Origin of the sequence: Mycobacterium sp. ITM-2016-00318 (assembly GCF_002968285.2) — a bacterium.
GTDB lineage: Bacteria > Actinomycetota > Actinomycetes > Mycobacteriales > Mycobacteriaceae > Mycobacterium.
This window is the reverse complement of the sequence record NZ_CP134400.1, coordinates 5,198,816-5,225,506: the sequence shown is the minus strand read 5'-3', so window position 1 is coordinate 5,225,506 and position 26,691 is coordinate 5,198,816. Positions and strand designations below refer to the sequence as shown.

Here is a 26,691-nt window from a genome sequence, read left to right as displayed (position 1 = left end):
TTCGCCATTCAACCCTAACCGGTCACTGATAACGCGGCGGCCATGGTCAGGGTGACCGCCATGATTGCCAGTTCGGTCAGCGATCTCGTTCGCGAGACGTACGCGGTGACGCGATGGGACTTTGCCGCAGGCAACCAGCGGGCGCGGTTGCGCCACGCCAGCACGATCAAGACAACGGTGAGCACGATCTTGAGCAGCAACACCCGGCCGTATCCGGTGGCGAACAGCTGCCTCGGCGAGTCCACCGCAACCAGAGCACCGATCACGCCACCGGCCAGCAACGCGATAACGCACCACAGCGACTGCTCGGAGAAGCGCGGTAGGACGCGTGCCCACTGCCCGCGGTGAGCCACCGTCAGCACGAGCGCGGCCAGCGTGCCGCACCAGAGGGCGGCCGCCAGAACGTGAATCGCGATCGCCATCGCGCCGAACGCACTCGCCGACATGTGGCCGCCGACCGTGCGCGCGACGAGTCCGACCGCGGTGATCCCCGCCGCGGCGACCGCCGACGGCGGCGTCTTCGCCGCGACGAGCGCAATCACCAACACCAGCGCGGCGGCCGCGACACTGAACAGGCTCGACCGTCCGGCGGAGGTCGACATCGCGAATTCCGCCGTGGTGCGCAGGCCGACGCGTGTGACGGGAACCGCCGTGGCGTCGGCCGCGCCCACCACAACGCGGCACAGCTCGGCCAGAAGCCAGACGCCGGCGGCCCAGCCGAGCGGTCCGCCCGCCCGCCGCGCCAGCTCGTCGCGGTAGCGGCCCGCGTCCAGCATCGGCACCAGTGCCAGGCCCAGCGTGACCGCCGCCGTGCAGTCTGCGAGCGCCCGCACCACGGTGGCCGCGGGCGCGGGCTGCGGATACGCCAATGCCCATGCCGCAAGCGCGGCGCCGACAACGACCAGAACACCGCCGACGGCGGCGCGGCGCCGAGTCGGCGTCAGGTCCTTCGCCGCGCCGTCCACAGGATCCCGCCCCCGATGATCACCGCAGCGGCCACCAGGAACGGCCACACCGGGATTCCGTCTCCGCCCGCGGGCTCTGCCTGCTTGGCGGCCGACGGGCCCGGTGTGCCGGTCGCGGCGACGGTGAGCCGGAACGTCCACGAACCGGACACCGAGTGCCCGTCCGCCGACGTCACCCGGTAGTTCACCGTGTACGTGCCCGCCGGACCGAGTGGGCGCACGCCGACGGAGAGCACCGCACCCGTGACCTCGGGGTCGCCGACGGACCAGAGGTTCGCATCCGGGCCGACCACGGTCATCGCGGCGAACGCGGACTGCATCGGCTCGTTGAACGTCGCGCTGACCCGTTGCGGTCCGGCGGCCAGCGCGGTGTTCTCGGCGGGGTCGGCCGCGATGCTGGCGGCGTGTGCCGACGCCACGGGCGCACCGGCCAGCGCCATCGCCGCCATCAGGGCGGCGATGAACGCGAGCCGCAACGCCCGGATCACGTGCGCCTCCGTGCGACCAGCGCTGCGGCTACGGCGACCGCGGCGAGCGTGAGCGCACCGCCTGCAAGCCACCGTGCGGTGTTGTCGGCGGCCTGTTCGGTCGGCGCGCTTCTGGCCGTCATCTCTACGTCGGACACCCCGTGCGACGCGGTGGCATCGGTGAGGCTCAGTGCAGGCACCGGATGGTCGGGTTCGCCGCCGTCCGGTAGGGGGCCCTGGTCCCATGCCACCACAGTGCCGTCGGAATAGGTCTGGGTGGTGGGGAAGGAAACGCTGTCACCGTCGGGGAGCTTCACCGAAACCCTGAACAGTGCGAACTGATCGGACGATATGCCGGCCTTCGGGTCGGCGGTCCACGTCACCGAGCGGACGGCACCCGTCGCGGCATCCCGATCGAGCGTGGCCGTCCAGCCGGGCATGGCCTCGGTTCGGGCGGATGCGACGTCGGGCAGTTTCACGCTCAACTTCGTTGTCAGAGAATTGTTTTCGGACTCGCCGGGCACACGGAAGGTCACCACCGCCGTCGACCCAGGCGCGGGGTTGTCGGCTTCGGCGTGCACGTGCGCTGACGCGGGCCAGGCCCCGGAGGCTAGGCCGATGCACACGGCCACGCCCGTGCCGGCGACGGTGAAGAGGGCGCGCGTTGGCGCCCTGAAGGGGGAACGCATGGAATTGTCACTTTCTCGATCGGGGGACTGGAACGGTCAGCGGGCGAGGCTGACCGGCGGACCCCGATGTGACACCGATGCGGCAAGTAGCAGTACCGACCGCTGAGGGTGATCGGCGCAGGCGACGACGAACGGCTTGGTGGGAACCGGCGGGACGACCGCGCGAACGGCCACCTCGAGAACACGCGACACCGCGCGGCAGAGCCGATCTCCGGTGGCGATCAGGACCGCCCCCGCGAGCACCGCCAGCGCGTGCGCGGTCAGCATCGCCGAACCGGGCGCTGCGACGGTGCCGTGGCTGTGGCTGGCGACGGTCAGCATCACATGGCCGACGACCTGGCCCGTCCCGAGCAGACCGAAAACCACGCGCGCGTCGGAGGCGCGCGGCATGGACGTCGTCAGCGCACCCACCGTCGCGGCGAGCACCGCGAGCAGCGCGACAGCCGTACCGGACGGCACCGCGTGGTCGGCGGCACCGTGCGCGGCCACCGCCAGTGCCGCGGTCAGCAGCCCGGCGGCGATACCCCGCAGACGGGCGGCGGTGGTCTGCCGGGCGCTCACTGCGTCAGGCCACGCCGAGGCGGGCCATCAGGTCGGCGTCGATGCCGTCGAGTTGCTGGCTGATCGAGCTGTGGGCGGTCCGCCGATTGGCCGTCGGCATCTTCTCGGCTGCGGCCACCGCAGCTGAGAGGTCGGTGAGCCGATCGGTCATGGCGGCGACGAATTGCTTGGTCTCCGAGTCCTTCGGTTTCTTCTCGGCGACCATGCGCAGCGTCTGCTCCGCGCCCGCGATGCGGGCCGACAGCTGCGCTCCGTACCCGGAGAACTGGCCGAGCTGGCTGAGCGGGATGCCCAGCTGATCGGCCTTGCGCTGATCGAGGAAACCGCGGGCGGCCATCGCCCCGCGATAGGCGAGCGGCACCGCGATCGGGGCCAGCAGGCGCGTGATCGTCAACGTTCGGCGAATGCGCGCCGGGGAGAGCAGCTTGCCCTCGCGGGCCGCCTTGAGTTGCGTTTCAGCAACCTTGAGCGCCGTCCTGTCGCTTTCCCGCTGCGCCCGGAGCTGAGCCTTCAGCGCCCTGGTTTCGGCCCTGTGGGCGGCCTTGCGCCGACGGTTCTCGTTCTTCGCCGCCAGCTTGGCCTCCAGCTTCGCCTTCGCCTTGATGGCGCGGGCCTCAGCTCGCCGAGTAGCGCGGCTTTTCCGTCGCTTGAACAGACCCATCCCGGCCGCCTCCCGGTCATCTCGTCGGCATTTCGGCCATTCGTGTTTCGCGATGGCGCTGAACAACACTATCGTCCGCGCCGCGACCGCCGCCGACGCGGCCCGCAATGTCTCTGGTTCGGTCCACTAGCAAACGTGGCGAACAGATTGTGCGACAATCGTCGCAATCGTCAATCGCCGTTTTCGGCGCGTCGTGAGAGGTGGTGACCGAGTGGCTCCGCGCGCGCGTGCCGCCGCATCGGCATGCCTCGTAGCGTCTGGCCTGCTGATCTGTGGCGCCGGCGGGGCCATCGCGCTTGCCGACCCGGGTCAGGGACACAGCCGCCAGGACGACCGCAAGGGTCCGGACAGCCACACGCGCGACGACTCGGTGGGCGACATCGTCCGGCGCGCGTTCGGCTTCGACGACGGCGGCGGCGACAACGCGTCCAACGTGTGGCAGCGGCCCGACACCAGCTGGGGCAACGGCCGGTGGAACGGCCCCGGCGAGGGCGAACCGACGAGAACAGACACCCCGTCGAGCGGGACGAAGACGCCGCCCACCGAGCCGACGAAGCCCACCGAGCCGACGAAGCCCACCGAGCCGACGAAGCCCACTGAGCCGACGAAGCCCACTGAGCCGACGAAGCCCAGTGAGCCGCCAGCAGAGCCCGAACCGACTCCGCCGCAGAGCTTCCCGGGTGGCGGCGGCGCGGTCATCGACCTGCCGCGCTACAAACCGCCGCAGGTGCCCGATATGCAACTGCCCGGCGAGCTTCCGGCCCCGCCGGGACTTCCCGGCGAACCCGCAGTGATCGACGCGGGGGCCGGTGTGGTGGCTGGCGCGGCAGCCGTTGGCGCCGCGGTGCCCATCGCCCTGCCGGTGATCGTCGCGCCGCCCCTCGGTGTCGGGCTCGCCGGTGGCGCCGGATCGGGCGGTTCGGGCGGGTCGGCCGGCCTGCCGCCCGCACCGCGCGGTCTCCCGTCGCAACCGCCCCCCGGCAGGAATCCGCAACCGGCGAACGTCGGGTCCAATGCCGCGGCGCCGAACGCGTCGTATCGGATCGGCTACAACGAATATCTCCGCACCGCCGCAATGCCGCAGGTAGCAGCGCTGGCGGTGCCTGGTCTTGTCGGGATTCTGGTGCTCACGGGTGCCGGGGGGTTAGTAGGGTACCGGCAAGCGAAAGCGGGGCACGCCGTCCACGTCGGCGGCTCAGCACGATTCATGAGGTAGTAGTACAAACTGCCCCCCGCAAGCGGGGTGGGCGGCGCATAGTGGACTCGTCGGAGAGGGGGATGTAATGCCTGCAAGTCGGCACGTGACCCGCGCGGTCAGCGCGGTGCTCGATCTCGCCCCGCGCCGCGGTGAAATCTCGTTGCCCCGCCTTGTCGACGCCGTCAGTGCGGACCGCAAGCGGCCCATCGAGCTCAAGATGTCGGATCTGCCTCCCGGGGTGTGCGGCCAGTGGCGGCAGTACGCCGACCGGGACGTGTTCCTGATTCAGAAGGGACTGCCCGCCTGGGACCGCACGCTGGCCCATGAACTCGGCCACCTCGTCCTCGGCCACGAAGGCATTCCCGTCGTCCAAGCCGCCCGCGCGGAAACGGAGTTCGCCAGTTCGGAACTGATCGGCTACATGCTCAACCAGCGCACCGGTTGCATGGGGCCGAGCGGTGAAGACGCCGAGCAGGAAGCCGAGGATTTCGCGGCGCTGCTCATCTACCGCCTCGGTAGGTTGCCCTCCGACCGCTCCTCGATCGTGCAGATACGGCTCGGAGAGGCATTTGGTTGATCATCTGGGTGATCGCCGGACTACTCGGTCTCGCCACCGGCCTGCGCATCGGTTGGGCCCTCGTCAACAAGCAATCCCTGGTGAGCACCGCGATGATCCTGGCGCTCGGCAGCCTGGGGTTGGTGGCCGCGCTCAACTGGCAACCGCTGACGCTGCTTCTGGACACGCTGCTGCACTGGCCGAACATCTCGATGGGGCTCAGCCAGGTCGCGTTGGTGGCCTGCGCCGCAGGCAGCTGCGTGATGATCACCACGGTGGCGTCGCCACGTAAACCGGCGACGCTGCGTCGCATCGCGATGTGGCAGTACGGCATTGCCGTGGTCATCGCGACCGCCACGCTTGTGGTGTTCTTCGCCGCTGGCCATCAGCCGGAGATGTCGCCCGAGGAGTATCTGCGACGCAACCTCGGCTCCAACGGAACCGCGCTCTCATGGCTTCTGCCTCTGCTGTACGTGCTGCTGGCCCTGACGCTCGTATCCTGGGCGGGCATGCGGCATTCGAATCGGACCCGCCGCGGCAGGGCGCTGTTCGTGTTCACCGTCGGCATCGTGCTGATCGTGCTCGCCAGCGCCTTCTTCTTCCTGCGTGCCGTCGGCACAACGCAATTCGTCGGAGTCGGTGCGGCCGCGACGCTGCTGGGCTGCGCGATGCTCGTGGTCGCGGCGGGCTCGCTACTGCCCAGCGTCGAGGACTGGTTCGGCGCGCGCCGGGAGCTGCGGGTGATCGCGCCGCTGCTCGACGAGCTCGGCCAGCGACATCCCGACGTGGGCATCGGGGTTCGTCCCCGCGGGCCGCTGGTGTTCCGGGTGGCCGAGCGGATGTCGCTGATCTCCGACGCGCTCTTTCTCGAGGCCACGGCCGCCGATGCCGCGCTGCGGCGTCGGGTGGACGCCTCCGGCGCATCGGCCGACCACGACCTGGATGAGTTGATCGACCTGGCCGACGTCGACTCACCGGACGTGGGGCCGGAGGCACAAGCGCGCGCGGTCGCAGAGTGGATACACGCGGGCCGCGGCGAAACCGACGCGGAGACCAAGCGTGCGTTGTTCCCTGGTCTCGGCTGGCTGCGTCAACCCACCAGCTATTCGGACCGGGAGTGGATCCTGGCGATCGCGAAGCAGTACCGGCAGCTGGACAGGGCGGGTGTCGCAGCGTCCTCCTGATGGAGGGGTTTCGGCGATTACTTCGCCGGGCACGGCGTTGCCGCGCCCCGCGGGCTAATCGTCGAGATGCTCCCGGCGACGCAACTCATCGACCTTGGAAACGATGTCCTGTTGCGCTTCGGCGGACAGGCCGACCGTCCTTGCCGCAATACGACGAACGCCCTCGTCGCGCATATTGGCCAGCCAGGTCAATTCCTTGTCCAGCTTCTCGTAGTACTCGTCGTCGGTGAAGTACGCCGGCTTGATACGGAAGAAGTTGGCAAGGGCGGCCATGGTCGCCGCCGACGGATTCGTACGGTTGCCTGAACGCAGCTGAGACAGGTAGGGGGCCGACATCGTGATGCCCTCCGACTTGAGGGCCGCGATCACCTCAGCTGATGTGTGCGGACCACGCCCCGGCGGATAAACCGTGTCGAACAGGCGGTTTAGGCGGGCGGAGAACGTCTTGCTCATCGGATTGACCTCCACATGCAAACAGAGCGGGCAAACTAGGCGGCGTATTTGCTGATCATCGTAGCGAGAGTTGTGCCAACAACCAAGTGCAAACCGCGGAAAAGTTAACGCGGCTTTTTCCTCGCGGGCCTCGATAGCGCGGTAAGCAGCAAGTTTAGACCATATCTCAACGATGTCTCATGATGGGGTCAAGCAAATTTTGACGGAGACGTAGGTGGGACTTAGCTCGGAGGTTCCTGACCATTGGCTATCTGCTCGCCGCACCGGCCTCGGGCAACCGGTGTCACCCCCTACCGAGCGGATCGCGAGGTTTGCTGATTTTACGCCCTTACGAACCCCTCACCGACGGCGCGGCGCCCGGCGCGGGGAGACGGAATTTCCAGCCGCATGTCCCCTCTGGTCGGGCGACGGTTTCAGCGGAGGACTCTCGGACGACGCCCTAGGCGGCGAGGAGCATGGCCAGGACGGCGGTGTCGGGATCGCTGATCGGATCGATGCCGACGCGGCTCACCATCGAGGTGACGGTTCCATCGGACTCGGCCTCCACCCAGGCGGCGCGGTGTCCGAGACCCAGGTGTGGCAGGCCGGGAAGGAGAACGCACCCCGATGCGGCGCCAGAACATTCCGGCAGCGACGGGGTGGTCTCCGACGGTGGGTGCAGCATGAGCAGTGCGGGCGGTTGGTGGTCGGCGAAATGCCCTGGCGGCACGGCGTTCTCGCCAACCACCGTGCCCTCGGCGACCACGAGGCCGACAGTGCCGGGTTCCGGAGACTCGGGCAACTCCTCGCGTGCGCCGAATATCGTTGTGGTGGCGAGCAATCCGGGGAAGGACGCCACGCGCACAGCGACCCGCAGTACCTGTGCCCACTCCTTGGTCGAATCAGGCCATCGGCCAGACACGACAAAGCCTTTGAGCGCACCGCGCGAATGGAATGGAGCGATCTCGATCGCTCGACCAGACCCCGTCTCCATCTCGCCTCCGCGACTCGTCGATGTGTTCGGACGTCGCCGACACCCCACTGGGCCGATCCGCTCAGCATGAGCCAGCAACGACTGGGGCGCAAGACGACACGGGTGCTATCGGTCGATTTTGGCTCGCACCTTGAGCACGACGCGGTAGGAGCCGGCCGCCGACACGGGTCCGAACTCGTGCGAATCGGCGGCGCCCGGCGCGCGGGGGTTGTCGGAGCGCGCCTCGAAAATCACCGTGCTCCCAGAGTCGTGCACTTCGGCGACGCGTTTGACCAGCCACCGGGAAGAGCGCCTGGGGTCAGGGAATACGCGTATCTGGCCGGGCCGGACGCCTCCGCCGCGGACGGCGAGCAGCCCGTCACCTGGGCCGAGGGTCGGGCGCATGGAGTCGTCGACGACCGCGAAGCGGCGGATCGGCCACCATCGGAGTCGATGGTTATCGCCCATGTGCTGAGGGTAGGTTAAAGCAATGCTGCATCGACTCTTCTCAAACGCTACTGAAGCCCACGCCCACTGCGACCTGTACTGCGGTGTCTACGACCCCGCGCAGGCCAAGATCGAAGCGCTGTCGTGCCTGAAGACGATTCAGAAGTACCACGACTCCGACGACGAGCACTTCAAGACCCGTGCGATCTACATCAAGGAGGTCCGCGCCGAGGAGGTCAAACACCACCTGATGGTGCTGTGGGCCGACTTCTTCACCAAGGAGCACTTCGAGCAGTTCCCGAACCTGCACCAGTTGTTCTGGGACGGTGTCCATGGCGCGGGTGACGTCAAGAAGTCGCTCGACGCCGCCGTCGCCGAGAAGCTGCTCAAGACGATCGATGAGATCGCCGACATCTTCTGGCAGACCGACAAGGCCAAGCAGATGGGCGTGTACCCGCCCAAGTAGACGTGCGTCAGACGAAAAAGCCGCCGGTCTCCGGCGGCTTTTCAGTTTCGGAACGAGTTCAGAACAAGACGATGAGCGCGAGGATGCCCAGCAGGACGAGCGCGATGAGACCTGCGCGAACGCACGCCATCAACTGGCCCCGCGGATAGACGTGAGCCGACGACTGCCACTCAGACGACGTAGCGGATCCGGACCCGTATGGATGCGATGTCATCTAGAGGCCCCTGACCGGCACGTTCACTTACCCACCCCCGTGAGATCAATCACAACTGCTGTTGTGACGCCGATCATAACCCTTTGCCGGCAACGGGGAAAATCGGGCCGTCTGCAGCAAAGGTTAGAGCGCCAATCGATTTCGCTCAGGCGGGTCTGGCCTGTTGATCACTGTTCGATAACGGTCCCAGGTTATCCACAGGGCTCCCAAGGAAATGCACAGACTGAGAAGCTCAGAGGGGGTTTCCCCCGGTGGCTGCCTGTGGATGAACCTGTGGAAACTGTGGATAGCCGCACATTGCTGCTTGACGTGTGTCGACAAGAGCCCGCATCTAGCATGAGGGCATGGCGGGCCCAGCAAGTATCCGGGAAGTAGACGTGTCCGGCGTCCCGACGGCGTTCGACGAGTCAGTCGTTTTGCTCGACGTCCGGGAGAACGACGAGTGGGACCGCGGCCACGCCGCAGGCGCTCAGCACATTCCGATGGGCGAGGTGCCTGCCCGCATGGCCGAGATCGATCAGGAGGCGACGCTCTTCGTGGTGTGCCACCTCGGAGGCCGGTCCATGCGGGTGGCCCGCTACCTGGCCCAGAACGGCTATCAGCCGATCAACGTCAGTGGCGGTATGCAGGCGTGGTCCGATGCGGGCAGGCCCGTCGTCACCGACGGCGGCGGCCCGGGCACCGTCTGAGCGACCCTCGCTAGGCTGGTCGAATGATCCAGGTGTGTTCCCGGTGCGGGACGCGGTGGAACGTGCGGGACCGGCAGCGGGTCTGGTGCCCACGGTGCAACGGCACCCTGCTCGCGCCGTCCGCGTCGGCGCCACCGTCGCCGCCCTCGCAGTGGAGCGCACCTCCGACCGCGCCCGCGATACGTCCCGGCGGCCAGGGCGAGCAGAAGGGTTCGCAGCGGCTGCCTGCCGGCTACCGCTGGGTCGCCGTCCGCCCCGGCTCGGCGCCGCCTCCTCGCCGCCGACCGCGCAACTTCGGCCCGACACCGCGCTATGCGGTCATTCCGCGGTGGGGACTCGTCGACCAGTTCGACACCGCGCAGAACGAGCAGGAGGCCGAACCGCGCCGCGGTCCCGCGATCGGCGCGCTGCGCGTGACCCTGGTGGCGACGATCGCCGTGCTCGGCGTCGCAGCTCTGGTGCACATCGTGCGGTATGCGCTGTTGATCATCAATCGCGACGTCCTACTGAATCCCGTGGTGGCGTGGCTCGCGACGTGGATCGGTGTGGTGGTCAGTGTGGCCGCGCTCTTCCTGGTGTTCGCCACCTTCGTCCTGCTGACGAACTGGTTGATCGCACGACGCGCGGCGGCCTTCAACCACGTTGGGCGCGAGGAACACCGGCCGCTCTGGGCGCTGCGGGCGGGCTGTCTCGTGCCATTCGCGAACCTGGCGTGGGCGCCGGTGTTCGTGCTCGAGCTCGCCGACGTCGAGGACGCTGCCGCCCGCCTGCGCAGGCCGATCACCGTCTGGTGGGCGGTATGGGTGCTGTCCACCGCGGTATCGGTGTTCGCGATCGCGACGAGCTTCACCACCGATGCGCAGGGTATCGCCGACAACACCGTGACGACCATCGTCGCCTACCTGATCGCGATGGCTGCGATGGTTTCGGTGGCCCGCGTCCTTCTCGGGTTCGAGCGCAGGCCGGTCGAGAAGCCGTCGAAGCGGTGGGTGATCGTCGCCGACGAATCGCCGCGCACGGGAGGAGCGGAGAAAGTCGAGCCGGAATCGGGTGTTCCTGTTGAGCCCGAAGGCCAAAACCCGGCAGCATAGCCGTATGAACGCGGGCGACGCCGGAGACGGCAACGACCTCGGCGGTCACCCGTTCGTGGTCGCCCACCGGGGCGCGTCCGCGGAACGTCCCGAGCACACCTTGGCCGCCTACGAGCTCGCCCTGCAGGAGGGCGCCGATGGTGTGGAGTGTGATGTTCGGCTGACCAAGGACGGGCACTTGGTGTGCGTCCACGACCGGCGGGTGGATCGAACCTCGAACGGCACCGGGCTGGTCAGCGAGATGTCGCTTGCCGCGCTGAAGGAACTGGATTACGGCTCATGGCACGCCAGCTGGCGCGCCGACGGCTCGCAGGGCGACACCGGGCTGCTCACGCTCGACGACCTGGTCTCGCTGGTGCTGGATTGGAGCCGTCCGGTCAAGCTGTTCATCGAGACGAAGCATCCGGTGCGCTACGGCGCGCTGGTGGAGAGCAAGGTGCTGGCGCTTCTGCACCGCTACGGCATCGCGTCGCCCGCGTCGGCTGACCTGTCGCGGGCGGTGGTGATGTCGTTCTCGGCGGCCGCGGTTTGGCGGATCCGGCGGGCGGCGCCCCTGCTGCCGACGGTTCTGCTCGGCGAGACGTCGCGCTACCTCGGCGGCAGCGCGGCGACCACCGTCGGCGCCACGGCGGTCGGCCCCTCGATCATGACCCTGCGCGAGCACCCCGAACTCGTCGACCGAGCTGCCGCTCAGGGCCGCGCGCTGTACTGCTGGACCGTCGACCACTACGAGGACGTCCGGTACTGCCGGGAACTCGGGGTGGCGTGGGTGGCGACCAATCACCCCGGGCGCACCAAGGACTGGCTCCAGAACCCGCTGACCGGGGCGGGCCGCGACTAGCGGATGGCTCCGGCCTCCAGCACGTCCGGCGGCACGGGAGTATCCGCCCTCAGGGCTGCGAACAACCGGTCGGCGACGTCCTCGTCCCATACCACGACAGAACCCGAGTCGCTGCCGGAGAATTCGCCGATCGGCACGGTCGTGGTGGTGATGTCGCCGCGCAGCGCCCATGCCAGCCGCGCGAGGTCCCACACATGGGCACCCGAGTCAACGGTGAGAGAGTCGGCCGCCGCGTTGGCCATCGGGTACCAGCGCAACGGGTTCAGCACGACGACCGGACTGGCTGCGCGGTGCATCAGAGTCGACATGAACTGCCGCTGGTTGACCATCCGGTCCAGATCGGCGCGCGGAGTGGCGCGGGTGCGCACGTAGCCGAGCGCGTTGGGGCCGTCGAGTTTCTGGCAGCCCGCTGGAAGTTCGATGCCCGCGAGGGGGTCGGAGATCGGCTCGGGGGGACACATCGTCACCCCGCCGACAGCGTCGACAAGCCTTGCGAACCCGTCGAATTCGACCTCGGCGTAGTGGTCGAGCCGCACGCCGGTCGCCTGTTCGACGGTGTGAGCGAGCAGTGCGGCGCCGCCGAAGGCGAAGGAGGCGTTGAGCTTGTCGGTGCCGTAATCGGGGATCTCCACATACGAGTCGCGGGGGATCGACACCATCGTGGTGGGGGCGTCCGACCACAGCCCGGGCACGTGCACCAGCATGATCGTGTCGGTGTGCCCGTTGCCGATGTCGCCGCCGGTGCCCAGTTCGATCTGCTGCTCGGGGGTCAGGTTCTGTCTGCTGTCGGACCCGACGAGTAGCCACGTCGTGCCCTTACCCTCGGCGGGCCTGTCGGGATAGGCGGCCAGCGCAGGGATCCGATGCAGTTTGGTGTCGATCCACAACGCGGTTCCGATCAGCCCTGCGACGGTGAGGACGAGCACCGCGAACAGGCTCAACGCGATTCGGCGCGCGCGGCGCCTGGGTTTCTGCGCCACCGGACGTGGCGGCGAAGGTGGTTGGCGCACAACCTGATTGGGCCGCCGTACCGGCGGCGGCCGAGACTGCGGCGATGCCGGCGGGTACCGGGGCGGTGACGGCGGACGCCTCGGCGGAGTCGGAGGATTGGGCGGCCACACCGGTGGCGGTCGGTTCGGGTCGCGCCTGATCACCTGCGAGGGCTCACGCCGCCGGGGTGGTGGAGGACGCCGGTCGCCGTTCACACAGAGAATGTACGCGGCCCGCTATTCGAGCCAGCCGAGATGGCCGGCCAGCAGCAGGTATCCGACGAACGCCACCGTGTCGATGACGCCGTGCGCGATGATCAGCGGCCACAACCGTCCCGTACGCCGCCACGCGTACCCGAACACCAGGCCCATCACCGCGTTGCCAAGACCCGCGCCCCAGCCCTGGTAGAGGTGATACGCACCGCGCAGCAGGCTGGTGGCGACCAGGGCGACTGTGGGATTCACCCGCAGTTGCCGCAACCGGGTGAGCAGCCACCCGACGACGATGACCTCCTCGGCCCAACCGTTGGCGAGGGCGAGCAGGATCAGCACAGGGATGTGCCACCACGAGTTGTTCTGCGTCGACGGCACCACCGAGACGCTCATGCCGAGTGCGCGCGCCGCGGCGTAGAGGCCGAGGCCCGGCAGACCGATCAGGGCCGCGAGGCCGAGGCCGCCGAGCACGTCGGGGCGCAGCCTGATGCGGCCGAGCCCGACTTTGGCGAGCCCGATTCCGCTGCGCCACAACAGATAGAGCCCGAGGGCGCCCCACGCGATCAACTGCGCCACCCTGGCCAGGTTGAGCCCGAGGTTGATCAGGTCGAACGGCGACAGCCGTGGATTGAGCGCGACGGTCTGCTTCGACAGATTCAGCAGGATGGCCTCGACGAGGTCGAGGACCGCGGTGTAGGCGCTCAGCCCGAACGTCACCGCCAATACGACGGCGATCTCGATGTGCAGCGCGCGCCGGTCGGCTTCGGTCAGCTCCTCGGGCGCGCTCACACCACGCTACGGTAGCGGGCGCTTGGCCCGGAGCCCGTTCAGGAACGGGCAGCCCATCAGGATCCGGATCGCCTGCGACAGGCCGGTGACGTCGTCGACGGGCTTGTTGAACGCCAACCGGACGTCGTGATCGCCTTCGTCGTTCTCCACCCGAAGTCGCACGCCGTACCGGTCGAGCCCGAGCGGTCGCACGCGGCCCCGCCGCAGCGTCGTCGGCAGTCGGTCCGCGAGGCGGTCGATGACCTCGCGATGAGCCACCTCCAGGTGCTGCAGCCAGCACGACTCCATCACGCAGAAGGGGTCTGGTCGGGCCTGCAGCAAGGCGCCGACGCCGACGGCCTCCGCGCCTGTGGAGTCGGCGACGACCACGGACTCCACTTCCAGCCGCACCAAGGTCAGCCGGGTATCGCCGTCGGCGTCGTGCGCCGTATTGATCTGCAGGAGCGCGGGATTGGGGTCGGCAGCGGCGATCAGGTCGAGAAGCTCGGGAATCTCCCCGGACGGGACGGTCTGGACGCGGCCGCGGGTCCAGACCAGCGAGCGCACCGGCTCGCGCAACGGCAGCGGCGCGTAGTCGGTCATCTCCAAGACCGCGGGCACGCCTGCGGCGCCTGCGGCGACGACCATGCCGACCAACCCGTCGACGGGGACGGTGACCGCGAACGAGCCGTCATCCAGCAGGTGGTGCACGGAGCTGGGGATCGGTTCGACGCCTTCGATCGCGAGCATCGCACCGCCCGCGCGTACGCACGTGCTGCGAATCCGCTCGGCCGTCGTCGGTGTCGTCATCGGTGCCGCCATCACATCGCCTCCGGTAGATAAGGTGACCCTAACTTAGCGAACCCTAAGTTGGTCTGCAAGACGCACCCTGCGACGTCGAAGGGCCGTCGCCGGTCAACCGTTAGGGTTGAAACGTGCCGCGCATCGCCTACCTCGGACCGCAGGGGACCTTCACAGAGGCGGCGTTGATCCGCATCTCGGAGGGCGGCATGGTGCCTGGTAGCGCACCTTCTGTGGAGGTGACGCCGCTGCCGACCGACAGCACCACCGCCGCGCTGGCGGCCGTGCGCTCCGGCGACGCCGACTATGCGTGCGTGCCGATCGAGAACTCGATCGAGGGTTCGGTGCTGCCGACGCTCGACAGCCTCGCGACCGGCTCCGAGCTACAGATCTTCGCCGAGCTCACCCTCGATGTGGCGTTCACCATCGTGGTGCGCCCCGGCGCGACCGTCGCGGACGTCGGGACCATCGCAGCGTTCCCCGTCGCAAGCGCGCAGGTTCGCAACTGGCTGGCGGAAAACCTGCCCGACGCCAAGCTCATACCGGCCAACTCGAACGCCGCGGCGGCCGACGATGTCGCCGAGGGCCGCGCCGACGCGGGCGTGAGCACCGCGCTGGCCGCCCAGCGGTACGGACTGAGCGCGCTGGCCTCCGACGTCGTCGACGAGCCGAACGCGCGAACCCGTTTCGTGCTGGTCGGCAGGCCGGGCCCGCCGCCGTCGAGGACGGGCGCGGACCGGACGTCGGTGGTGCTCGAACTGGAGAACGTTCCCGGCGCGCTGGTGGCGGCCATGACCGAGCTCGCGATCCGCGACATCGACCTGACCCGGATCGAGTCGCGGCCCACCCGGAAGAAGCTGGGCACCTACATCTTCTTCCTCGACTGCGTGGGACATATAGATGACGATGCCGTCGCCGAGGCACTCAAAGCGCTTCACCGTCGTTGTGCAGATGTGCGATATCTGGGGTCATGGCCGACGGGGTCGGCAGCAGGAGCTGCGCCGCCTCAACTCGACGAGGCGTCACGCTGGCTGGCGGGACTGCGGGAGGGCCGGACATGAGCGGACGGCTCGTGCTGGTTCGACACGGTCAGTCACACGGCAACGTCGAGCGGCGGCTCGACACCCGCCCGCCGGGTGCTGAACTCACCGAGCTCGGACGTGAACAGGCGCGCATCTTCGCGCGGGAGTGGCCGCATGAGATCGGGCTGGTGGCGCATTCCGTTGCGATCAGGGCCTCCCAGACCGCCGCCGAGATCGGCGACGAGCGCGGGGTGGCGCCGCAGCGGCTCGACGGCATTCACGAGGCCCAGGTCGGCGCTCTCGAGGATCGCAACGACGATGCCGCCATCGAGGAGTTCAAGGCGGTCTACCACCGCTGGCACAAGGGCGATCTGGATGCGCGGCTGGCCGGTGGCGAGAGTGGCCGTGAGGTCCTCGACCGGTACGTGCCGGTGCTCACGCAGCTGCGGATGCGCTATCTCGACGACGACTCATGGCACGGCGACGTCGTCGTGGTCAGCCACGGTGCAGCGATCAGGCTGGCGGCCGCGACGCTGGCAGGTGTCGACACCGGCTTCGCGCTCGACCACCACCTCAGCAATGCGGAATCCGTTGTGCTGGCGCCGATTACCGATGGCCGGTGGAGCTGTCTGCACTGGGGCGAGGCGGCTCCGCCGTTCTATCCCGAGCCCGAGCCTCACCCGGTGGAGGACGCACTCTCCTCGGCGGACCCGATGGGCTGAACGCAGACGCAGCCGATCACCTCGCAGTCGACGACGAATGCGTGCCCGACTTCGGGCATGACGCAGTCGACCTCAGTGCATTCCGACCACTGCAGCGCGTGATGGATGACGGTGCCGTGGCAGTGGTCGAGTCCCGCTCGACACCCGCGACAGTCCTGCTCCATGGCCCCTTGATAGCACCACCGAGGGACAATCCGCGGTTGCCGCGCCCTGTCCTCCGCCGCGGGATCAAGCCCAGCCGAGTTCGTGCAAGCGGTCGTCGTCGATGCCGAAATGGTGCGCGATCTCGTGGATGACCGTGATCGCGACCTCGTCGACCACCTGGTCCTCTGACTCACAGATGTCCAGAAGGGGCTCGCGATAAATGGTGATCGCGTCGGGTAGCGAACCCGCGTACCAGGAGTCGCGTTCGGTCAACGCAACGCCCTCGTAGAGTCCGAGCAGGTCGGGTTCATCCGGGTTGCGTGCCTCGACGAGCACGACGACGTTGTCGATCGCCGCGGCGAGGTCAGGCGGAATCAGATCAAGCGCATCCGACACCAGTTCCTCAAACCGTTGCGGGCTCATCCGCACGGTCATCGGATCAGGCCGGCGGCGGGATGATGGGTTCGGCTGGCGGCGGCCCGGGAACCGGACCCGGCGCGGGCGGCGGGACGCCCGCATCGGCAGGCGGCGGGGGCGGTGCGTCTGCCGGTGGCGGCGGGGGTGGTGCGTCTGCCGGTGGCGGCGGGGGAGCGTCGGCGGGGGGAGGCGCCTGGCCGGGCGGCGCCTCGTTCAGGAACGTGTTGCCGGGCGGGGCGGGCGCGGGTGACGGCGGCGTCTGGGTCGCGGTGTTCTGCGACTGCTGACCGTGCTGGGTCGATTGGGTCGACTGGGTCGACTGGCTGGATTGGTTGGAGCTGCCCGAGCCGCTCTGGTCATACGAGCTGCTGCTCTGTCCCGCTGACGACGACGTGTCGGGCATCGGGATCGGCGGGAAGTTCAGCCGCTCCTCGGGAAGGTCCGGCGGCGGGATCGGTGGCTGGCCGTTGATTTGCAGCGGACCCTTGGCGCTGTTGAGCAGCGTCGACCAGCCGCCGTTGCCGAGGGTGGCGCCGATGCTGCACGACACCTGGCGGCTGCCTGCCGCCCAACTCGGCGGCGAGATCGTGCTGTAGATCAGCGTGAGCGTGGTGCTGCGGAGCTGGATGGGCGCCAAATAGGCGTCGGTCATGCGGGTGCAGGCGTCCTTGACGAATGCATCCTGCTCGGGTTCGGGCGGCAGGCCGTTGGGGAACTGCTCGCCGACGTTGACGGCGCCGGTCACCTCCATGGCGTGTGGGCCTGCGCAGTCGACAGGGATGTCGGTCGGTTGGTTGGTCGACGGGTCGATGCCGAGGCACGTGCCTGCGGGCCACACCTTGGACTGGTCGACGTCGGCGACCTTGCCCTGGAAGGCGAGTTGTGTGTTGTTGGCACCGGGCAGTTGCAGGCCGCACAGCATCCGGCGCTCGCCGGACTGCTTCCACGCCTTGTCGCCCGACCACATCATGGAAACCGTGAAACGGCTGTTCGGATCGAAGCGCTCGCCGAGATAGCGGCGCACCGCCACCTGGCACTGCTCCTGGCTGATCTGCTGGATGCGCGCGGGCGACGGCGGTGCGGCGTCGGGTCCGTATTCGCTGCCGGGGAAGGTCCGCATGTCGACCGACTCGGCGACCTCGAATCGGTGCTCGCTCTTGCATTCGACGACCTGGGCGGCATCCGGGTTGCGTTCCGGCCAGTTCAGGCAGTCGCCGCTCTTGGCCTTGCCGAAGGTCTCGGCGCCGCGCAGGCCGAGCGCGATCGAACCGGCGGGGCCGCCGCCCACGCCGTCGCGCTGCGGCAGCGCGGTGAGCACGCCTGCGATCAGCAGCCCACCGAGCGCGGTCAGCAACAACGCGCGCCGGGTGGACGTGGCGTGCAGACTGCGCCACCACGTCACCTTGGACGGGTGGTGTTCTGCCACCGCTTCGGTCGGCCTGGCGGTCGTGTCGACCCGCTCGGGTGCATCCAACATCTGCTCTATTGTGACAGGCGCGCCGACCCCTGTGACAAGGGAGGCGAATGTAACGTTATGGGGTTGTGCCCCCAACGGTAGGGTTGCGCCGTGATCGACCTCAAACTGCTGCGTGAAAACCCGGATGCGGTCCGGGCATCGCAGCGTGCCCGTGGTGAGGATCCCGGTCTCGTCGACGCCCTTTTGAAGGCCGATGCGGACCGCAGGGCCGCGGTGTCATCCGCCGATAACCTGCGCGCCGAGCAGAAGGCCGCGAGCAAGAAGGTGGGCGCGGCGTCGAAGGAGGACCGACCGGCCCTTCTCGAGCAGGCCAAGCAACTCGCCGAGACGGTCAAGGCCGCCGAAGCCGAGCAGGCCGACGCCGCCAAGGCGTTAACCGACGCACACATGGCGATATCGAACGTCGTCATCGACGGCGTGCCCTCGGGCGGCGAGGACGACTTTGCGATCCTCGACACCGTAGGCGAACCACCGGCCATCACGGACCCCAAAGATCATGTGGCCCTTGGTGAATCACTCGGGCTGTTCGATCTGGAGCGCGGCGCCAAGGTCTCCGGCGCGCGGTTCTACTTCCTCACCGGATATGGGGCACTGCTGCAACTGGGTCTGATGCAGCACGCGGTCAGGCTGGCCACCGAGAACGGTTTCACCCTCGTCATCCCGCCCGTGCTGGTTCGACCAGAGATCATGGAGGGCACCGGGTTTCTCGGCGCGCACAGCGAGGAGGTGTACCGGCTCGGGTCCGACGACCTCTATCTCGTCGGCACATCCGAGGTGCCGCTGGCCGGCTATCACTCCGACGAGATCCTCGACCTGTCCGCCGGTCCGCGTCGCTACGCGGGCTGGTCGTCGTGCTTCCGCCGAGAGGCCGGCAGTCACGGCAAGGACACCCGCGGCATCATCCGCGTGCACCAGTTCGACAAGGTCGAGGGCTTCGTCTACTGCAAGCCCGAAGACGCCGAGGCGGAGCATCAGCGCCTGCTCGGCTGGGAGCGCCAGATGCTCGCGGCCATCGAGGTGCCCTACCGCGTGATCGACATCGCCGCGGGGGATCTCGGCGCGTCCGCCGCCCGCAAGTACGACTGCGAGGCCTGGGTCCCGACCCAACAGACATACCGTGAGCTGACCTCGACCTCGAACTGCACGACGTTTCAGGCCCGACGGCTCGCGATCCGCTACCGCGACGAGAACGGTAAGCCGCAGACGGCGGCAACGCTGAACGGGACGCTGGCCACCACCCGGTGGCTGGTGGCGATCCTGGAGAACCATCAGCAACCCGATGGCAGCGTGCGCGTGCCAGAGGCGCTGCGGCCCTACGTCGGCACCGAAGTGCTTGAGCCCCGCTAGTGTCCTGAGTCGTTAATCCGCGCTCAGCCGCTAGACTGGGATCATGCCGAGTCCAGTAGCGATGAGCGTTGTGTTGAGCGACGATGAGCGTGAGCAGTTGCAGGCCTGGGCGCGTCGACCTAAGAGCGCTCAGGCGCTGGCCCTGCGTTCTCGCATAGTTCTTGCCTGTGAAGGTGATTCGAGTAATACGCAGATCTCCCGGGAGCTGGGCGTGACCCGCGGGATGGTGACCAAATGGCGCAACCGGTTCGCCGTTGATCGCCTCGACGGCTTGCTCGATGAACCGCGGCCGGGCCGGCCCCGCGTCGTGGAGGATGCCCGCATCGAGGAGCTGATCACTGCCACGCTGGAGACGGCCCCCCGAAACGCCACTCAGTGGTCGACCCGGTCGATGGCCGAGCACCTGGGACTGTCGCAGTCGATGGTGTCGCGGGTGTGGCGGGCATTCGGCCTGGCACCGCATAAACAGGATTCCTGGAAGCTGTCCAAGGATCCGTTGTTCGTGGCCAAGGTCCGCGACGTCGTCGGACTGTATCTGAACCCACCGGAACGGGCCATGGTGTTGTGTGTTGATGAGAAGACCCAGATTCAGGCGCTCAATCGCACTGCGCCGGTGTTTCCGATGTTGCCCGGAATCCCCGCGCGAGCCAGCCACGACTACGTCCGCCACGGCACCTCAAGCCTCTATGCCGCACTGGATCTCAGCACCGGAAAGGTGATCGGTGCGCTGCACACACGCCACCGGGCCACCGAGTTCCTGGCCTTCTTGAAGACCATCGACGCCTCCGTATCCACCGACCTGGACGTGCACCTGGTGCTCGACAACGCCTCCACCCACAAGACGCCGGCAGTCCAGCGCTGGCTGTTGGCGCACCCGCGGTTCGTCCTGCACTTCACCCCGACCAGCTCGTCATGGCTCAACCTGGTCGAACGGTGGTTCGCCGAACTGACCACCAAGAAACTGCGTCGCGGCACCCACACCTCGGTGCGCCAACTCAACACCGACATCAGGGCTTGGATCGACACCTGGAACGACAACCCCCGGCCCTACGTCTGGACCAAAACCGCCGACCAAATCCTCGCCAGCATCGGCAACTACTGCCAACGAATTAACGACTCAGGACACTAGTGTCTTGACTCGAGCAGCTCGTCGAGCTTGGCCAGGAACTCAGAGGGACGCTGCGGGGTGAACGCGGGCTTCGGCTTGGCGCCTGCCACGTCGAGCGTCACCAGCGTCGACTTGATCGGCCGCCACACGTCGAGCGGCAGCCACCGGCGCAGATCCGAGCTGCCCCAGATGCGGAACCGCTGGGTGAACATCCCGAGCGGTTCGGCCTTGTAGCCGCGGACCGATCGCAGCGGAATGATCTTCGATGTGCCCGACGGAAAGTGGTAGCGCCGCAACGTGATCGCTTCCTGGTCGAGCTGGATCAACCCGTCGTCGTAGTACTGGCGAGGCGCGGCGCTCATATCCGCTCGCACCTGAGCTCGTGGCCCTTGGATGTCAGGCACCGCCCGTTGTCCAGATTCCATTGCCAGCCATGCAGATTGCAGGTCAGCGTTGAGCCCTCCACCACGCCGAACTTCGACAGGTCCGCCTTCAGATGCGGGCAGCGTCGCTGCATCAGGAAGCCGTCCAGCTCGATCGTCGTCGAGTCGTCGTGGGCTTCGGCGAACCAGCCGTCGGCGTAGGCGATGCGTTCGTCGGTCAGGCATTTGAAGAAGGTGTACAGGTATTCGTTGTAGCCGCCCACCCGCCACGCCTTGAAGCGTGTCGACAGGAAGATCGTGTTCACCCAGTCGGGCTCGTCGTCGCGCAGCACCGTGCGCACCAGTTCGGGCGCGATCTCGAACCCGTAACGGAATTTCTCATCCGGAATAGGCTCGCGGACAGCCCGTTTCGGGAAGTCGATGACCACCGTCTCAGGCCCGATGCGCAACTCGACGGGATAGCCGATGCCGTCGCAGATCTGGTCGCTCTGGCTCATGATCGGCTCGAACTTGGCCCGCAGCGGTTCGAGCAGAGACTCGCCCTCGGCAGGCGCCCAACGGGCCTTCTCGGCGGCGAGCACCGGCGCCATCCGCTCGGCGTAGTCGGCGATGTAGTCGGCCTTGCCGGTGGTGAAGATGGCGTTGACCTGGTCGTCGGGCAGCGGATGGTGCACCGAGTTCAATTGTGAGCCAGTGAAATCGGCGGTCGAACCGGGGATCAGCAGCAGGCCGCCGTCGTGGCCCTGGGTGCGCATCTGATCGAGGAAGACCACCTGGTCGGGGAAGATATTGGCCGGATCGCCGTGGTCGTCGTTGAGGTCGCGTAGCTCGGCATCGAGGAAGCACGGCGGACCGGCTGACGGCACCACCCACGTCGCACCGACCTGGGCGATGTACTGCCTGCAGCGGTCCATCTGGCGCTGCCGCTTCTGCGTGCCGAACGCCTGCTTGGCGCGCGCGGGCATGTCGTAGACCATCGGATACCAGATCGCGCCCGAGTACTGCAGCATGTGCACGTCCACCTGACCGAAGTCCGTGTGCACCACGTCCAGGTCGACGGGCCGTGCGTCGTTCATGTTGAACGCCACCGTCTCTCCGTCGTCGAGCACCAATCCGGAGTCGCCGATCGGGCCGTCCGCCGGGGCGCGCAACGCGATGATCATCACGTCGAGGTCGCCCTTCGGGCCACTGACGGTGTGCTTGACGGAGTCCGTCGTCGAGAAGAAGCGATGAAAGCCGAGCCCCACCAGTTCGCGCTGCAGATCGGGCACCGGATAGTCGGGCAGCAGCACGACCGCGTCCTTGTTCACGTGCGCGACGAGGTGCTGGGGATCGAAGTGGTCCTTATGCAGATGCGAGACGTAGAGGTAGTCGCAGTCGCCGAGCGCATCCCAGTCCAGCGCGCTGTTGTCGGGGAACGGAAACCACGACCCGAAGTAAGCGGGGTTCACCCACGGGTCGCAGAGGATGCTTCCGGCGCTGGTGTCGATGCGAAAACCGGCGTGGCCGACGCTGGTGACCTGCACTGATTGCCTTTCCTGCGGGGTGGGAGCTCAGGGTGAGTTTAGTCCCAGCTGTAGCGGTAGTACGCGATGCGCTCGGTGTCGGCCGTCACCCCGTCGCTGCGCTCGGCGATGAGCAGGTGGGGAGTTCATCGACCCACCCCGCGCGTAGGGGTCGACCTGCGGCGATCGCGTCGGCGACCGTAGGAACCGCCACGGGTTCGGTTGGGAACGTCACGAGGCTAGGCTGCCAGGTGTGGAACCCGTTTACGGCACCGTGATTCAACTCGCCCGCCTGGCGTGGCGGTTGCAGGGGTTGAAGTTCACCGTGACCGGAGTGGAGAATCTGCCGGTCACCGGTGGCGCCGTCGTCGCGATCAACCACACCAGCTACTTCGACTTCACCTTCGCCGGTCTGCCGGCTTACCGGCAGAAGCGCGGCCGCAAGGTGCGCTTCATGGCGAAGAAAGAGGTCTTCGACAACAAGATCACCGGTCCGATCATGCGTAGCCTGCGACACATCGAGGTGGACAGGGCCGACGGCTCGGCCTCCTACGGGCAGGCCTGCGAGAAGCTCAAAGAGGGCGAACTGGTCGGCGTCTACCCCGAGGCGACGATCAGCCGCAGTTTCGAGATCAAGGACTGCAAATCCGGCGCGGCGCGGATGGCCATCGCGTGCGACGTTCCGATCGTGCCGCACATCGTGTGGGGTGCCCAGCGCATCTGGACCAAGGGACATCCGAAGAACATGTGGCGGCCCAAGGTGCCGATCTCGGTGGCGGTCGGCGAGCCGATCCCCCCGACGCTGCCTGCGGCCGAGTTGACCGCACTGCTGCATTCGCGCATGCAGCACCTGCTGGAGAAGGTGCAGGACGAGTACGGGCCTCATCCGCCGGGCGAGTTCTGGGTGCCACACCGACTCGGCGGCGGGGCGCCCACGTTGGCCGAGGCGAACCTGATGGACGCCGAGGAGGCCAGCCAGAAGGCCCAAGCGAGGGCCGCGCGCCGTGAGCAGGGGGGCGACCCGGCTGGAGCATCGGGCTAGAACAGATGGAACCGGTTTTCCGCACGCTGGAGATCGCCTGCAGCGCAGGTGTTGCCGTATCCGGAACCCGAATCACCTACCACGGGCTCGAGCACATCCCCGACCGCGGCGGCGCCGTGGTCGCGATCAATCACACCAGTTATCTGGACTGGATGCCCGCCGCGCTGGCTGCGTACAAGCGGCACCGGCGGCTGCGCTTCATGATCAAGCAGGAGATGACGCAAGTGAAGGTCGTCAACTTCCTGATCAGTCACACCGGGACGATCCCGGTGAACCGCAAGGCGGGTCGGGGGGCGTACACGGTCGCGGTGGATCGGCTGCGTGCGGGCGAGCTCGTCGCCGTGTACCCGGAGGCGACGATCAGCCGCAGCTTCGAGCTCAAGGAGTTCAAGACCGGGGCGGCGCGAATGGCCATCGATGCGCAGGTGCCGATCATCCCGCTGATCGTGTGGGGCGCACACCGGCGGTGGACCAAGGACCATCCGCGCAGGCTGATGCGCGGCAAGATCCCGTTCACCGTCGCCGTCGGTGCGCCGGTGCCGCCTGCCGAGAACGTCGCGCAGACCGATGCCGCGATGCGCGAGGCGATGACCGTCGTGCTGCACCGGGCGCAGGAGTCCTACGAGCATCCCGAGGGCGCGTACTGGGTGCCACGGCGGATGGGCGGATCGGCGCCCACGCTCGACGAAGCGAAGGTGCTCGACGAGGCCGAACTGGCCGAGCGCGCCCGTAGGGAGCAGCAGGCTTGACACCCGAACTGATCGCGAGCGACGTGGACGGCACGCTGCTCGACGACGACGAAATGATCACCCCGCGCACCCGCAGCGCCGTACTGGCCGCGGTGGACGCGGGCACCCGGTTCGTGCTCGCGACGGGCCGCCCGCCCCGCTGGGTGCAACCCGTCGTCGATGCGCTCGGGTTCGCGCCGATGGCGGTCTGCGCGAACGGCGCGGTGATCTACGACCCCGCCGCCGACCGGGTCGTGTCCGCGCGGACGCTGTCGGCGGACGAGCTCGGTGAGATCGCCGAGATCGCCACCCGCGTCATCCCCGGCGCCGGCCTCGCGGTAGAGCGGGTCGGCAGGACCGCCCACGACGCGGCCACCCCGCAGTTCGTCAGCTCGCCCGGCTACGAGCACGCGTGGCTCAATCCCGACAACACCGAGGTGTCGGTCGAGGATCTGCTCGGTGCGCCGGCGATCAAGCTGCTGATCCGCAAGGCGGGCGCACGCAGCTCCGAGATGGCGGCCGAGTTGGCCGAACATGTCGGCCTGCAAGGCGATATCACCTACTCGACGAACAACGGCCTGATCGAGGTGGTGCCGCTGGGTATCAGCAAGGCAACCGGAGTCGAAGAAGTGGCGCGGCCGTATGACATCACCGCCGAGGGTGTGGTGGCGTTCGGTGACATGCCCAACGACATCCCGATGCTGCGGTGGGCGGGCCTCGGTGTGGCGATGGGCAACGCGCACCCCGAGGCGGTCGAGGCGGCCGACGAGGTCACGGCGCCGAACACCGACGACGGGCTGGCGCAGGTGCTGGAACGCTGGTGGGACGTCGGATGACGATCAAGCGGGGAGGGACGAGCCGCGTTGAGGAATCCGACGATCCAGCTCAGTCGGATGACGATCAAGCGGGGAGGGACGAGCCGCGTTGAGGAATCCGACAATCCAGCTCAGTCGGATGACGATCACCTGATCAGCTGGGATCGATGGGTTTGATCCGCTCCAGCTGGACCGGCGCGTCGTCCGAGGGCGGTAGCTCCTCGGCTATGCCGTCGATAACCCTTGTGACGGTGCCCTTTTCACGGTCGAAGTTCAGCGTGCCGTGCTGGAAGTTCTGCACTATCCACTGCGGCTCCTGAATCTCGCCGCTTGTCGGCAGCCCCAGCGCGCCGCGCTCGTAGCCGAGTGAACCCCACGCCTGATAGATCTCGCCGGTGACGGGTTCGGCGCCGCTTTCCGGTGACCAGTACACCGCGCCCTTGTCGAAGGTCGCGTAGCGGGCACCGCCTTCACCGGCGGCTTCCGGGGACCGCGGTGCGCCGAGTGCGCTGGTGTCTCCGCCGAGCGATTCCCACTTGGCCAGGATCGCACCGCCGCGCAGTAGGTCCTTGAGGCTTGGTGGCGGCAGTGGCTCGTTGAAACGCGAAGCGATGTCGCGGATCTGGTCCATCGACGCGTAGGCGCCGTTGCCGGGACATTCCGTGTTGCCGACATCGCGGTGGGTGAAGATCGTCGGCAGGGTCGGCGTCGCACCCCTCGCAAAGTGGGTGAACGAGCCGCCGTCCGATGGCAGAACAACTGTGCCCCTTGGGTCGACGTGGTCGATGCCGAGACGCCAACCGAGCAGCCGCCCGACCGTGCGCAGCATTATCGGTGTCGGCGGTGCGAGGTCGAAGTTGCCGAGCATCGCCACACCCCAGGTGTCCTTGTTGAACCCGCCGGTGTGCGCACCCTCGACCGGCCTGTCCATTCCACCGGCCCGCCCCTCGAACACCTGCCCGTACTTGTCGACCAATGCGTTGTAGGCGATGTCGCACCAGCCGAGGGTGCGGGTGTGATACGCGTAGATCGATCGGACGATCGCCGCGGAATCCTGCGGACCGTAGTCGTTGCTTCCCGCGGTGTGGTGCACGATGCCCGCCCGCACGCCATCGTCGTAAACGGTGTTGGGGCACTTCATCGATTCGTCGGCGCCCCATTGCGCGCGGGTGATGATGTTCGGCGGCTGGCCCGGCGGTGTCACGGCGTTGGGCAGCGGCAGATCACCGACCGGCGCCTGTGGCGGGCTGATCAACACGGCGTTCACGTTCTGCCCGAACGGCTGGTTGGTGTTGGCGGGGAGGTAGCCGAGGTCCGGATCGGCGGGGCCGACGACGACGGCGGGCTTCTGCGGCGCGGATGCCGTTGCGCCGGCCGGGCGGTTCACCGCGATCTGCACCGTGGTGGTGAGTCCCACGAACACCGGTTCGGTGCCGCGGGGTGCGGACGACGCGTCGCCGACGCCGTCGAGATTCTCGGCCTCGTACCACGGCCCCCACGAGCCGTCGGGCTTGCGGGCCCGCACCCGCGCCGAGGTCCCATCGAGGTCGGTCGCGGTAAGGGCGACGAGCGAGAACGGGGTGTCCTGGTGGATCTCGCGAATCGTTTCGCCGCCGCCGAGGCCGGTCAGCGGCTGCTGTGTCAACTGGGTCTGCTCGGCGAGCGGGCGGCGGTCTTCATCGAACGGTGTGCTCGGAAGCGCCCACGGAAGGATCACCACGGTCCCCGCGATTGCGGTGAACAACATCGGGTGTAGACGGGACGGCACGGATCGAT

At 67.9% G+C, this 26,691-nt stretch carries 32 protein-coding genes; 14 read left to right on the top strand and 18 right to left on the bottom strand.

Annotated elements, in window-relative coordinates:
• Positions 1-14 precede the first annotated feature (14 nt).
• Genes C6A82_RS25735 through C6A82_RS25715 form a run of 5 tightly spaced genes read right to left on the bottom strand, consistent with a single transcriptional unit; the run spans position 15 to position 3,343 of the window.
• The gene (locus C6A82_RS25735) at positions 15-965 is read right to left on the bottom strand and encodes a copper resistance D family protein (protein ID WP_233216931.1); all 951 of its coding nucleotides are present in this window, start codon (positions 963-965) and stop codon (positions 15-17) included.
• On the bottom strand, positions 941-1,414 hold the full coding sequence (locus C6A82_RS25730) for a copper resistance CopC family protein (protein WP_105345405.1): 474 nt from the start codon (positions 1,412-1,414) through the stop codon (positions 941-943). The genes C6A82_RS25735 and C6A82_RS25730 overlap by 25 nt, the downstream gene beginning before the upstream one ends.
• Before the next feature lie 35 nt (positions 1,415-1,449).
• A complete protein-coding gene (locus C6A82_RS25725; RefSeq protein WP_105345390.1) occupies positions 1,450-2,121 on the bottom strand; it encodes a YcnI family protein in 672 nt (223 codons plus the stop codon).
• Between the two features lie 36 nt (positions 2,122-2,157).
• Entirely contained in the window at positions 2,158-2,682 is a 525-nt protein-coding gene (locus C6A82_RS25720; protein WP_233216929.1) for a hypothetical protein, read from the bottom strand.
• A 4-nt stretch (positions 2,683-2,686) separates the two neighbouring features.
• On the bottom strand, positions 2,687-3,343 hold the full coding sequence (locus tag C6A82_RS25715) for a DUF6474 family protein (protein WP_105345403.1): 657 nt from the start codon (positions 3,341-3,343) through the stop codon (positions 2,687-2,689).
• Between the two features lie 211 nt (positions 3,344-3,554).
• Between C6A82_RS25715 and C6A82_RS25710 the strand changes: the two genes are divergently transcribed.
• From C6A82_RS25710 to C6A82_RS25700, 3 genes are all read left to right on the top strand, one after another.
• Entirely contained in the window at positions 3,555-4,559 is a 1,005-nt protein-coding gene (locus C6A82_RS25710; protein ID WP_311101543.1) for a hypothetical protein, read from the top strand.
• 67 nt (positions 4,560-4,626) lie between these two features.
• Positions 4,627-5,118, top strand: coding sequence for an ImmA/IrrE family metallo-endopeptidase (locus C6A82_RS25705; RefSeq protein WP_105341823.1), 492 nt, complete (start codon positions 4,627-4,629; stop codon positions 5,116-5,118).
• A complete protein-coding gene (locus tag C6A82_RS25700) occupies positions 5,115-6,281 on the top strand; it encodes a hypothetical protein (protein WP_105341821.1) in 1,167 nt (388 codons plus the stop codon). The genes C6A82_RS25705 and C6A82_RS25700 overlap by 4 nt, the downstream gene beginning before the upstream one ends.
• 54 nt (positions 6,282-6,335) lie before the next feature.
• Here the strand turns inward: C6A82_RS25700 and C6A82_RS25695 are convergent, their stop codons facing one another.
• The 3 genes from C6A82_RS25695 to C6A82_RS25685 form a co-directional block, all read right to left on the bottom strand.
• Positions 6,336-6,734 (bottom strand): transcriptional regulator, encoded by a 399-nt coding sequence (locus C6A82_RS25695; protein WP_105341826.1) that lies wholly within the window; start codon positions 6,732-6,734, stop codon positions 6,336-6,338.
• Positions 6,735-7,173: 439 nt separating this feature from the next.
• Positions 7,174-7,707, bottom strand: a complete 534-nt coding sequence (locus tag C6A82_RS25690; protein ID WP_105341820.1) for a peptidase — start codon at positions 7,705-7,707, stop codon at positions 7,174-7,176.
• Positions 7,708-7,812: 105 nt separating this feature from the next.
• Complete coding sequence (locus C6A82_RS25685) at positions 7,813-8,154, bottom strand: S26 family signal peptidase (RefSeq protein ID WP_233216726.1); 342 nt, start codon at positions 8,152-8,154, stop codon at positions 7,813-7,815.
• A 22-nt stretch (positions 8,155-8,176) separates the two neighbouring features.
• On the opposite strand from C6A82_RS25685, the gene sodN reads away from it, so the two are divergent.
• Positions 8,177-8,599 carry a superoxide dismutase, Ni gene (gene sodN, locus C6A82_RS25680; protein ID WP_105341818.1) on the top strand — a complete coding sequence of 141 codons (423 nt, stop codon included), beginning with the start codon at positions 8,177-8,179 and terminating at the stop codon, positions 8,597-8,599.
• A gap of 58 nt (positions 8,600-8,657) precedes the next feature.
• Here the strand turns inward: sodN and C6A82_RS25675 are convergent, their stop codons facing one another.
• The gene (locus C6A82_RS25675; RefSeq protein WP_199193588.1) at positions 8,658-8,813 is read right to left on the bottom strand and encodes a hypothetical protein; all 156 of its coding nucleotides are present in this window, start codon (positions 8,811-8,813) and stop codon (positions 8,658-8,660) included.
• A gap of 344 nt (positions 8,814-9,157) precedes the next feature.
• On the opposite strand from C6A82_RS25675, the gene C6A82_RS25670 reads away from it, so the two are divergent.
• The 3 genes from C6A82_RS25670 to C6A82_RS25660 are packed head-to-tail and all read left to right on the top strand — an operon-like array spanning position 9,158 to position 11,434.
• The gene (locus C6A82_RS25670) at positions 9,158-9,502 is read left to right on the top strand and encodes a rhodanese-like domain-containing protein (protein ID WP_105341816.1); all 345 of its coding nucleotides are present in this window, start codon (positions 9,158-9,160) and stop codon (positions 9,500-9,502) included.
• 23 nt (positions 9,503-9,525) lie between these two features.
• On the top strand, positions 9,526-10,593 hold the full coding sequence (locus tag C6A82_RS25665; protein ID WP_311101541.1) for a DUF4328 domain-containing protein: 1,068 nt from the start codon (positions 9,526-9,528) through the stop codon (positions 10,591-10,593).
• A gap of 4 nt (positions 10,594-10,597) precedes the next feature.
• A complete protein-coding gene (locus C6A82_RS25660) occupies positions 10,598-11,434 on the top strand; it encodes a glycerophosphodiester phosphodiesterase (protein WP_105341259.1) in 837 nt (278 codons plus the stop codon).
• Here C6A82_RS25660 and C6A82_RS25655 read toward each other — a convergent pair.
• The 3 genes from C6A82_RS25655 to C6A82_RS25645 all read right to left on the bottom strand — a co-directional run bounded on the left by C6A82_RS25655 (position 11,431) and on the right by C6A82_RS25645 (position 14,214).
• Positions 11,431-12,444, bottom strand: a complete 1,014-nt coding sequence (locus C6A82_RS25655) for an LCP family protein (RefSeq protein WP_311101540.1) — start codon at positions 12,442-12,444, stop codon at positions 11,431-11,433. The two genes, C6A82_RS25660 and C6A82_RS25655, sit on opposite strands and share 4 nt — an antisense overlap.
• A 216-nt stretch (positions 12,445-12,660) precedes the next feature.
• Positions 12,661-13,425 carry a CPBP family intramembrane glutamic endopeptidase gene (locus tag C6A82_RS25650; protein ID WP_105341805.1) on the bottom strand — a complete coding sequence of 255 codons (765 nt, stop codon included), beginning with the start codon at positions 13,423-13,425 and terminating at the stop codon, positions 12,661-12,663.
• Between the two features lie 6 nt (positions 13,426-13,431).
• Positions 13,432-14,214 carry a DUF2470 domain-containing protein gene (locus tag C6A82_RS25645; protein ID WP_396836730.1) on the bottom strand — a complete coding sequence of 261 codons (783 nt, stop codon included), beginning with the start codon at positions 14,212-14,214 and terminating at the stop codon, positions 13,432-13,434.
• A gap of 125 nt (positions 14,215-14,339) precedes the next feature.
• Between C6A82_RS25645 and pheA the strand changes: the two genes are divergently transcribed.
• The gene (pheA, locus tag C6A82_RS25640; RefSeq protein ID WP_105341806.1) at positions 14,340-15,266 is read left to right on the top strand and encodes a prephenate dehydratase; all 927 of its coding nucleotides are present in this window, start codon (positions 14,340-14,342) and stop codon (positions 15,264-15,266) included.
• Positions 15,263-15,949 (top strand): histidine phosphatase family protein, encoded by a 687-nt coding sequence (locus C6A82_RS25635; protein WP_105341808.1) that lies wholly within the window; start codon positions 15,263-15,265, stop codon positions 15,947-15,949. The genes pheA and C6A82_RS25635 overlap by 4 nt, the downstream gene beginning before the upstream one ends.
• On the opposite strand, the gene C6A82_RS25630 is transcribed toward C6A82_RS25635, so the two are convergent.
• The 3 genes from C6A82_RS25630 to C6A82_RS25620 all read right to left on the bottom strand — a co-directional run bounded on the left by C6A82_RS25630 (position 15,904) and on the right by C6A82_RS25620 (position 17,996).
• A complete protein-coding gene (locus tag C6A82_RS25630; protein WP_105341809.1) occupies positions 15,904-16,113 on the bottom strand; it encodes a hypothetical protein in 210 nt (69 codons plus the stop codon). The genes C6A82_RS25635 and C6A82_RS25630 overlap by 46 nt on opposite strands.
• Positions 16,114-16,177: 64 nt before the next feature.
• Entirely contained in the window at positions 16,178-16,528 is a 351-nt protein-coding gene (locus tag C6A82_RS25625; RefSeq protein ID WP_199193587.1) for a metallopeptidase family protein, read from the bottom strand.
• Between the two features lie 4 nt (positions 16,529-16,532).
• A complete protein-coding gene (locus C6A82_RS25620) occupies positions 16,533-17,996 on the bottom strand; it encodes a septum formation family protein (RefSeq protein ID WP_396836840.1) in 1,464 nt (487 codons plus the stop codon).
• 81 nt (positions 17,997-18,077) lie between these two features.
• Here C6A82_RS25620 and serS point away from each other — a divergent pair, with 81 nt between their 5' ends.
• Together serS and C6A82_RS25610 are read left to right on the top strand one after the other, a co-directional pair.
• On the top strand, positions 18,078-19,334 hold the full coding sequence (gene serS / locus C6A82_RS25615) for a serine--tRNA ligase (RefSeq protein WP_105341283.1): 1,257 nt from the start codon (positions 18,078-18,080) through the stop codon (positions 19,332-19,334).
• 43 nt (positions 19,335-19,377) lie between these two features.
• Positions 19,378-20,463, top strand: a complete 1,086-nt coding sequence (locus tag C6A82_RS25610) for an IS630 family transposase (protein ID WP_311101477.1) — start codon at positions 19,378-19,380, stop codon at positions 20,461-20,463.
• Here the strand turns inward: C6A82_RS25610 and C6A82_RS25605 are convergent.
• Positions 20,460-20,804 (bottom strand): hypothetical protein, encoded by a 345-nt coding sequence (locus C6A82_RS25605; protein WP_105342256.1) that lies wholly within the window; start codon positions 20,802-20,804, stop codon positions 20,460-20,462. The genes C6A82_RS25610 and C6A82_RS25605 overlap by 4 nt on opposite strands.
• Positions 20,801-22,351, bottom strand: a complete 1,551-nt coding sequence (locus C6A82_RS25600; RefSeq protein WP_105342255.1) for an MBL fold metallo-hydrolase — start codon at positions 22,349-22,351, stop codon at positions 20,801-20,803. Before C6A82_RS25600 ends, C6A82_RS25605 begins: the two co-directional genes overlap by 4 nt.
• Before the next feature lie 232 nt (positions 22,352-22,583).
• Between C6A82_RS25600 and C6A82_RS25595 the strand changes: the two genes are divergently transcribed.
• Genes C6A82_RS25595 through C6A82_RS25585 form a run of 3 tightly spaced genes read left to right on the top strand, consistent with a single transcriptional unit; the run spans position 22,584 to position 24,936 of the window.
• A complete protein-coding gene (locus tag C6A82_RS25595; protein ID WP_105342253.1) occupies positions 22,584-23,372 on the top strand; it encodes a 1-acyl-sn-glycerol-3-phosphate acyltransferase in 789 nt (262 codons plus the stop codon).
• A 5-nt stretch (positions 23,373-23,377) separates the two neighbouring features.
• On the top strand, positions 23,378-24,121 hold the full coding sequence (locus C6A82_RS25590) for a 1-acyl-sn-glycerol-3-phosphate acyltransferase (protein ID WP_105342252.1): 744 nt from the start codon (positions 23,378-23,380) through the stop codon (positions 24,119-24,121).
• Entirely contained in the window at positions 24,118-24,936 is an 819-nt protein-coding gene (locus tag C6A82_RS25585) for an HAD family hydrolase (RefSeq protein ID WP_105342250.1), read from the top strand. Before C6A82_RS25590 ends, C6A82_RS25585 begins: the two co-directional genes overlap by 4 nt.
• A 133-nt stretch (positions 24,937-25,069) precedes the next feature.
• On the opposite strand, the gene C6A82_RS25580 is transcribed toward C6A82_RS25585, so the two are convergent.
• The gene (locus C6A82_RS25580; RefSeq protein ID WP_105342248.1) at positions 25,070-26,662 is read right to left on the bottom strand and encodes an N-acetylmuramoyl-L-alanine amidase; all 1,593 of its coding nucleotides are present in this window, start codon (positions 26,660-26,662) and stop codon (positions 25,070-25,072) included.
• Between the last annotated feature and the right edge of the window lie 29 nt (positions 26,663-26,691).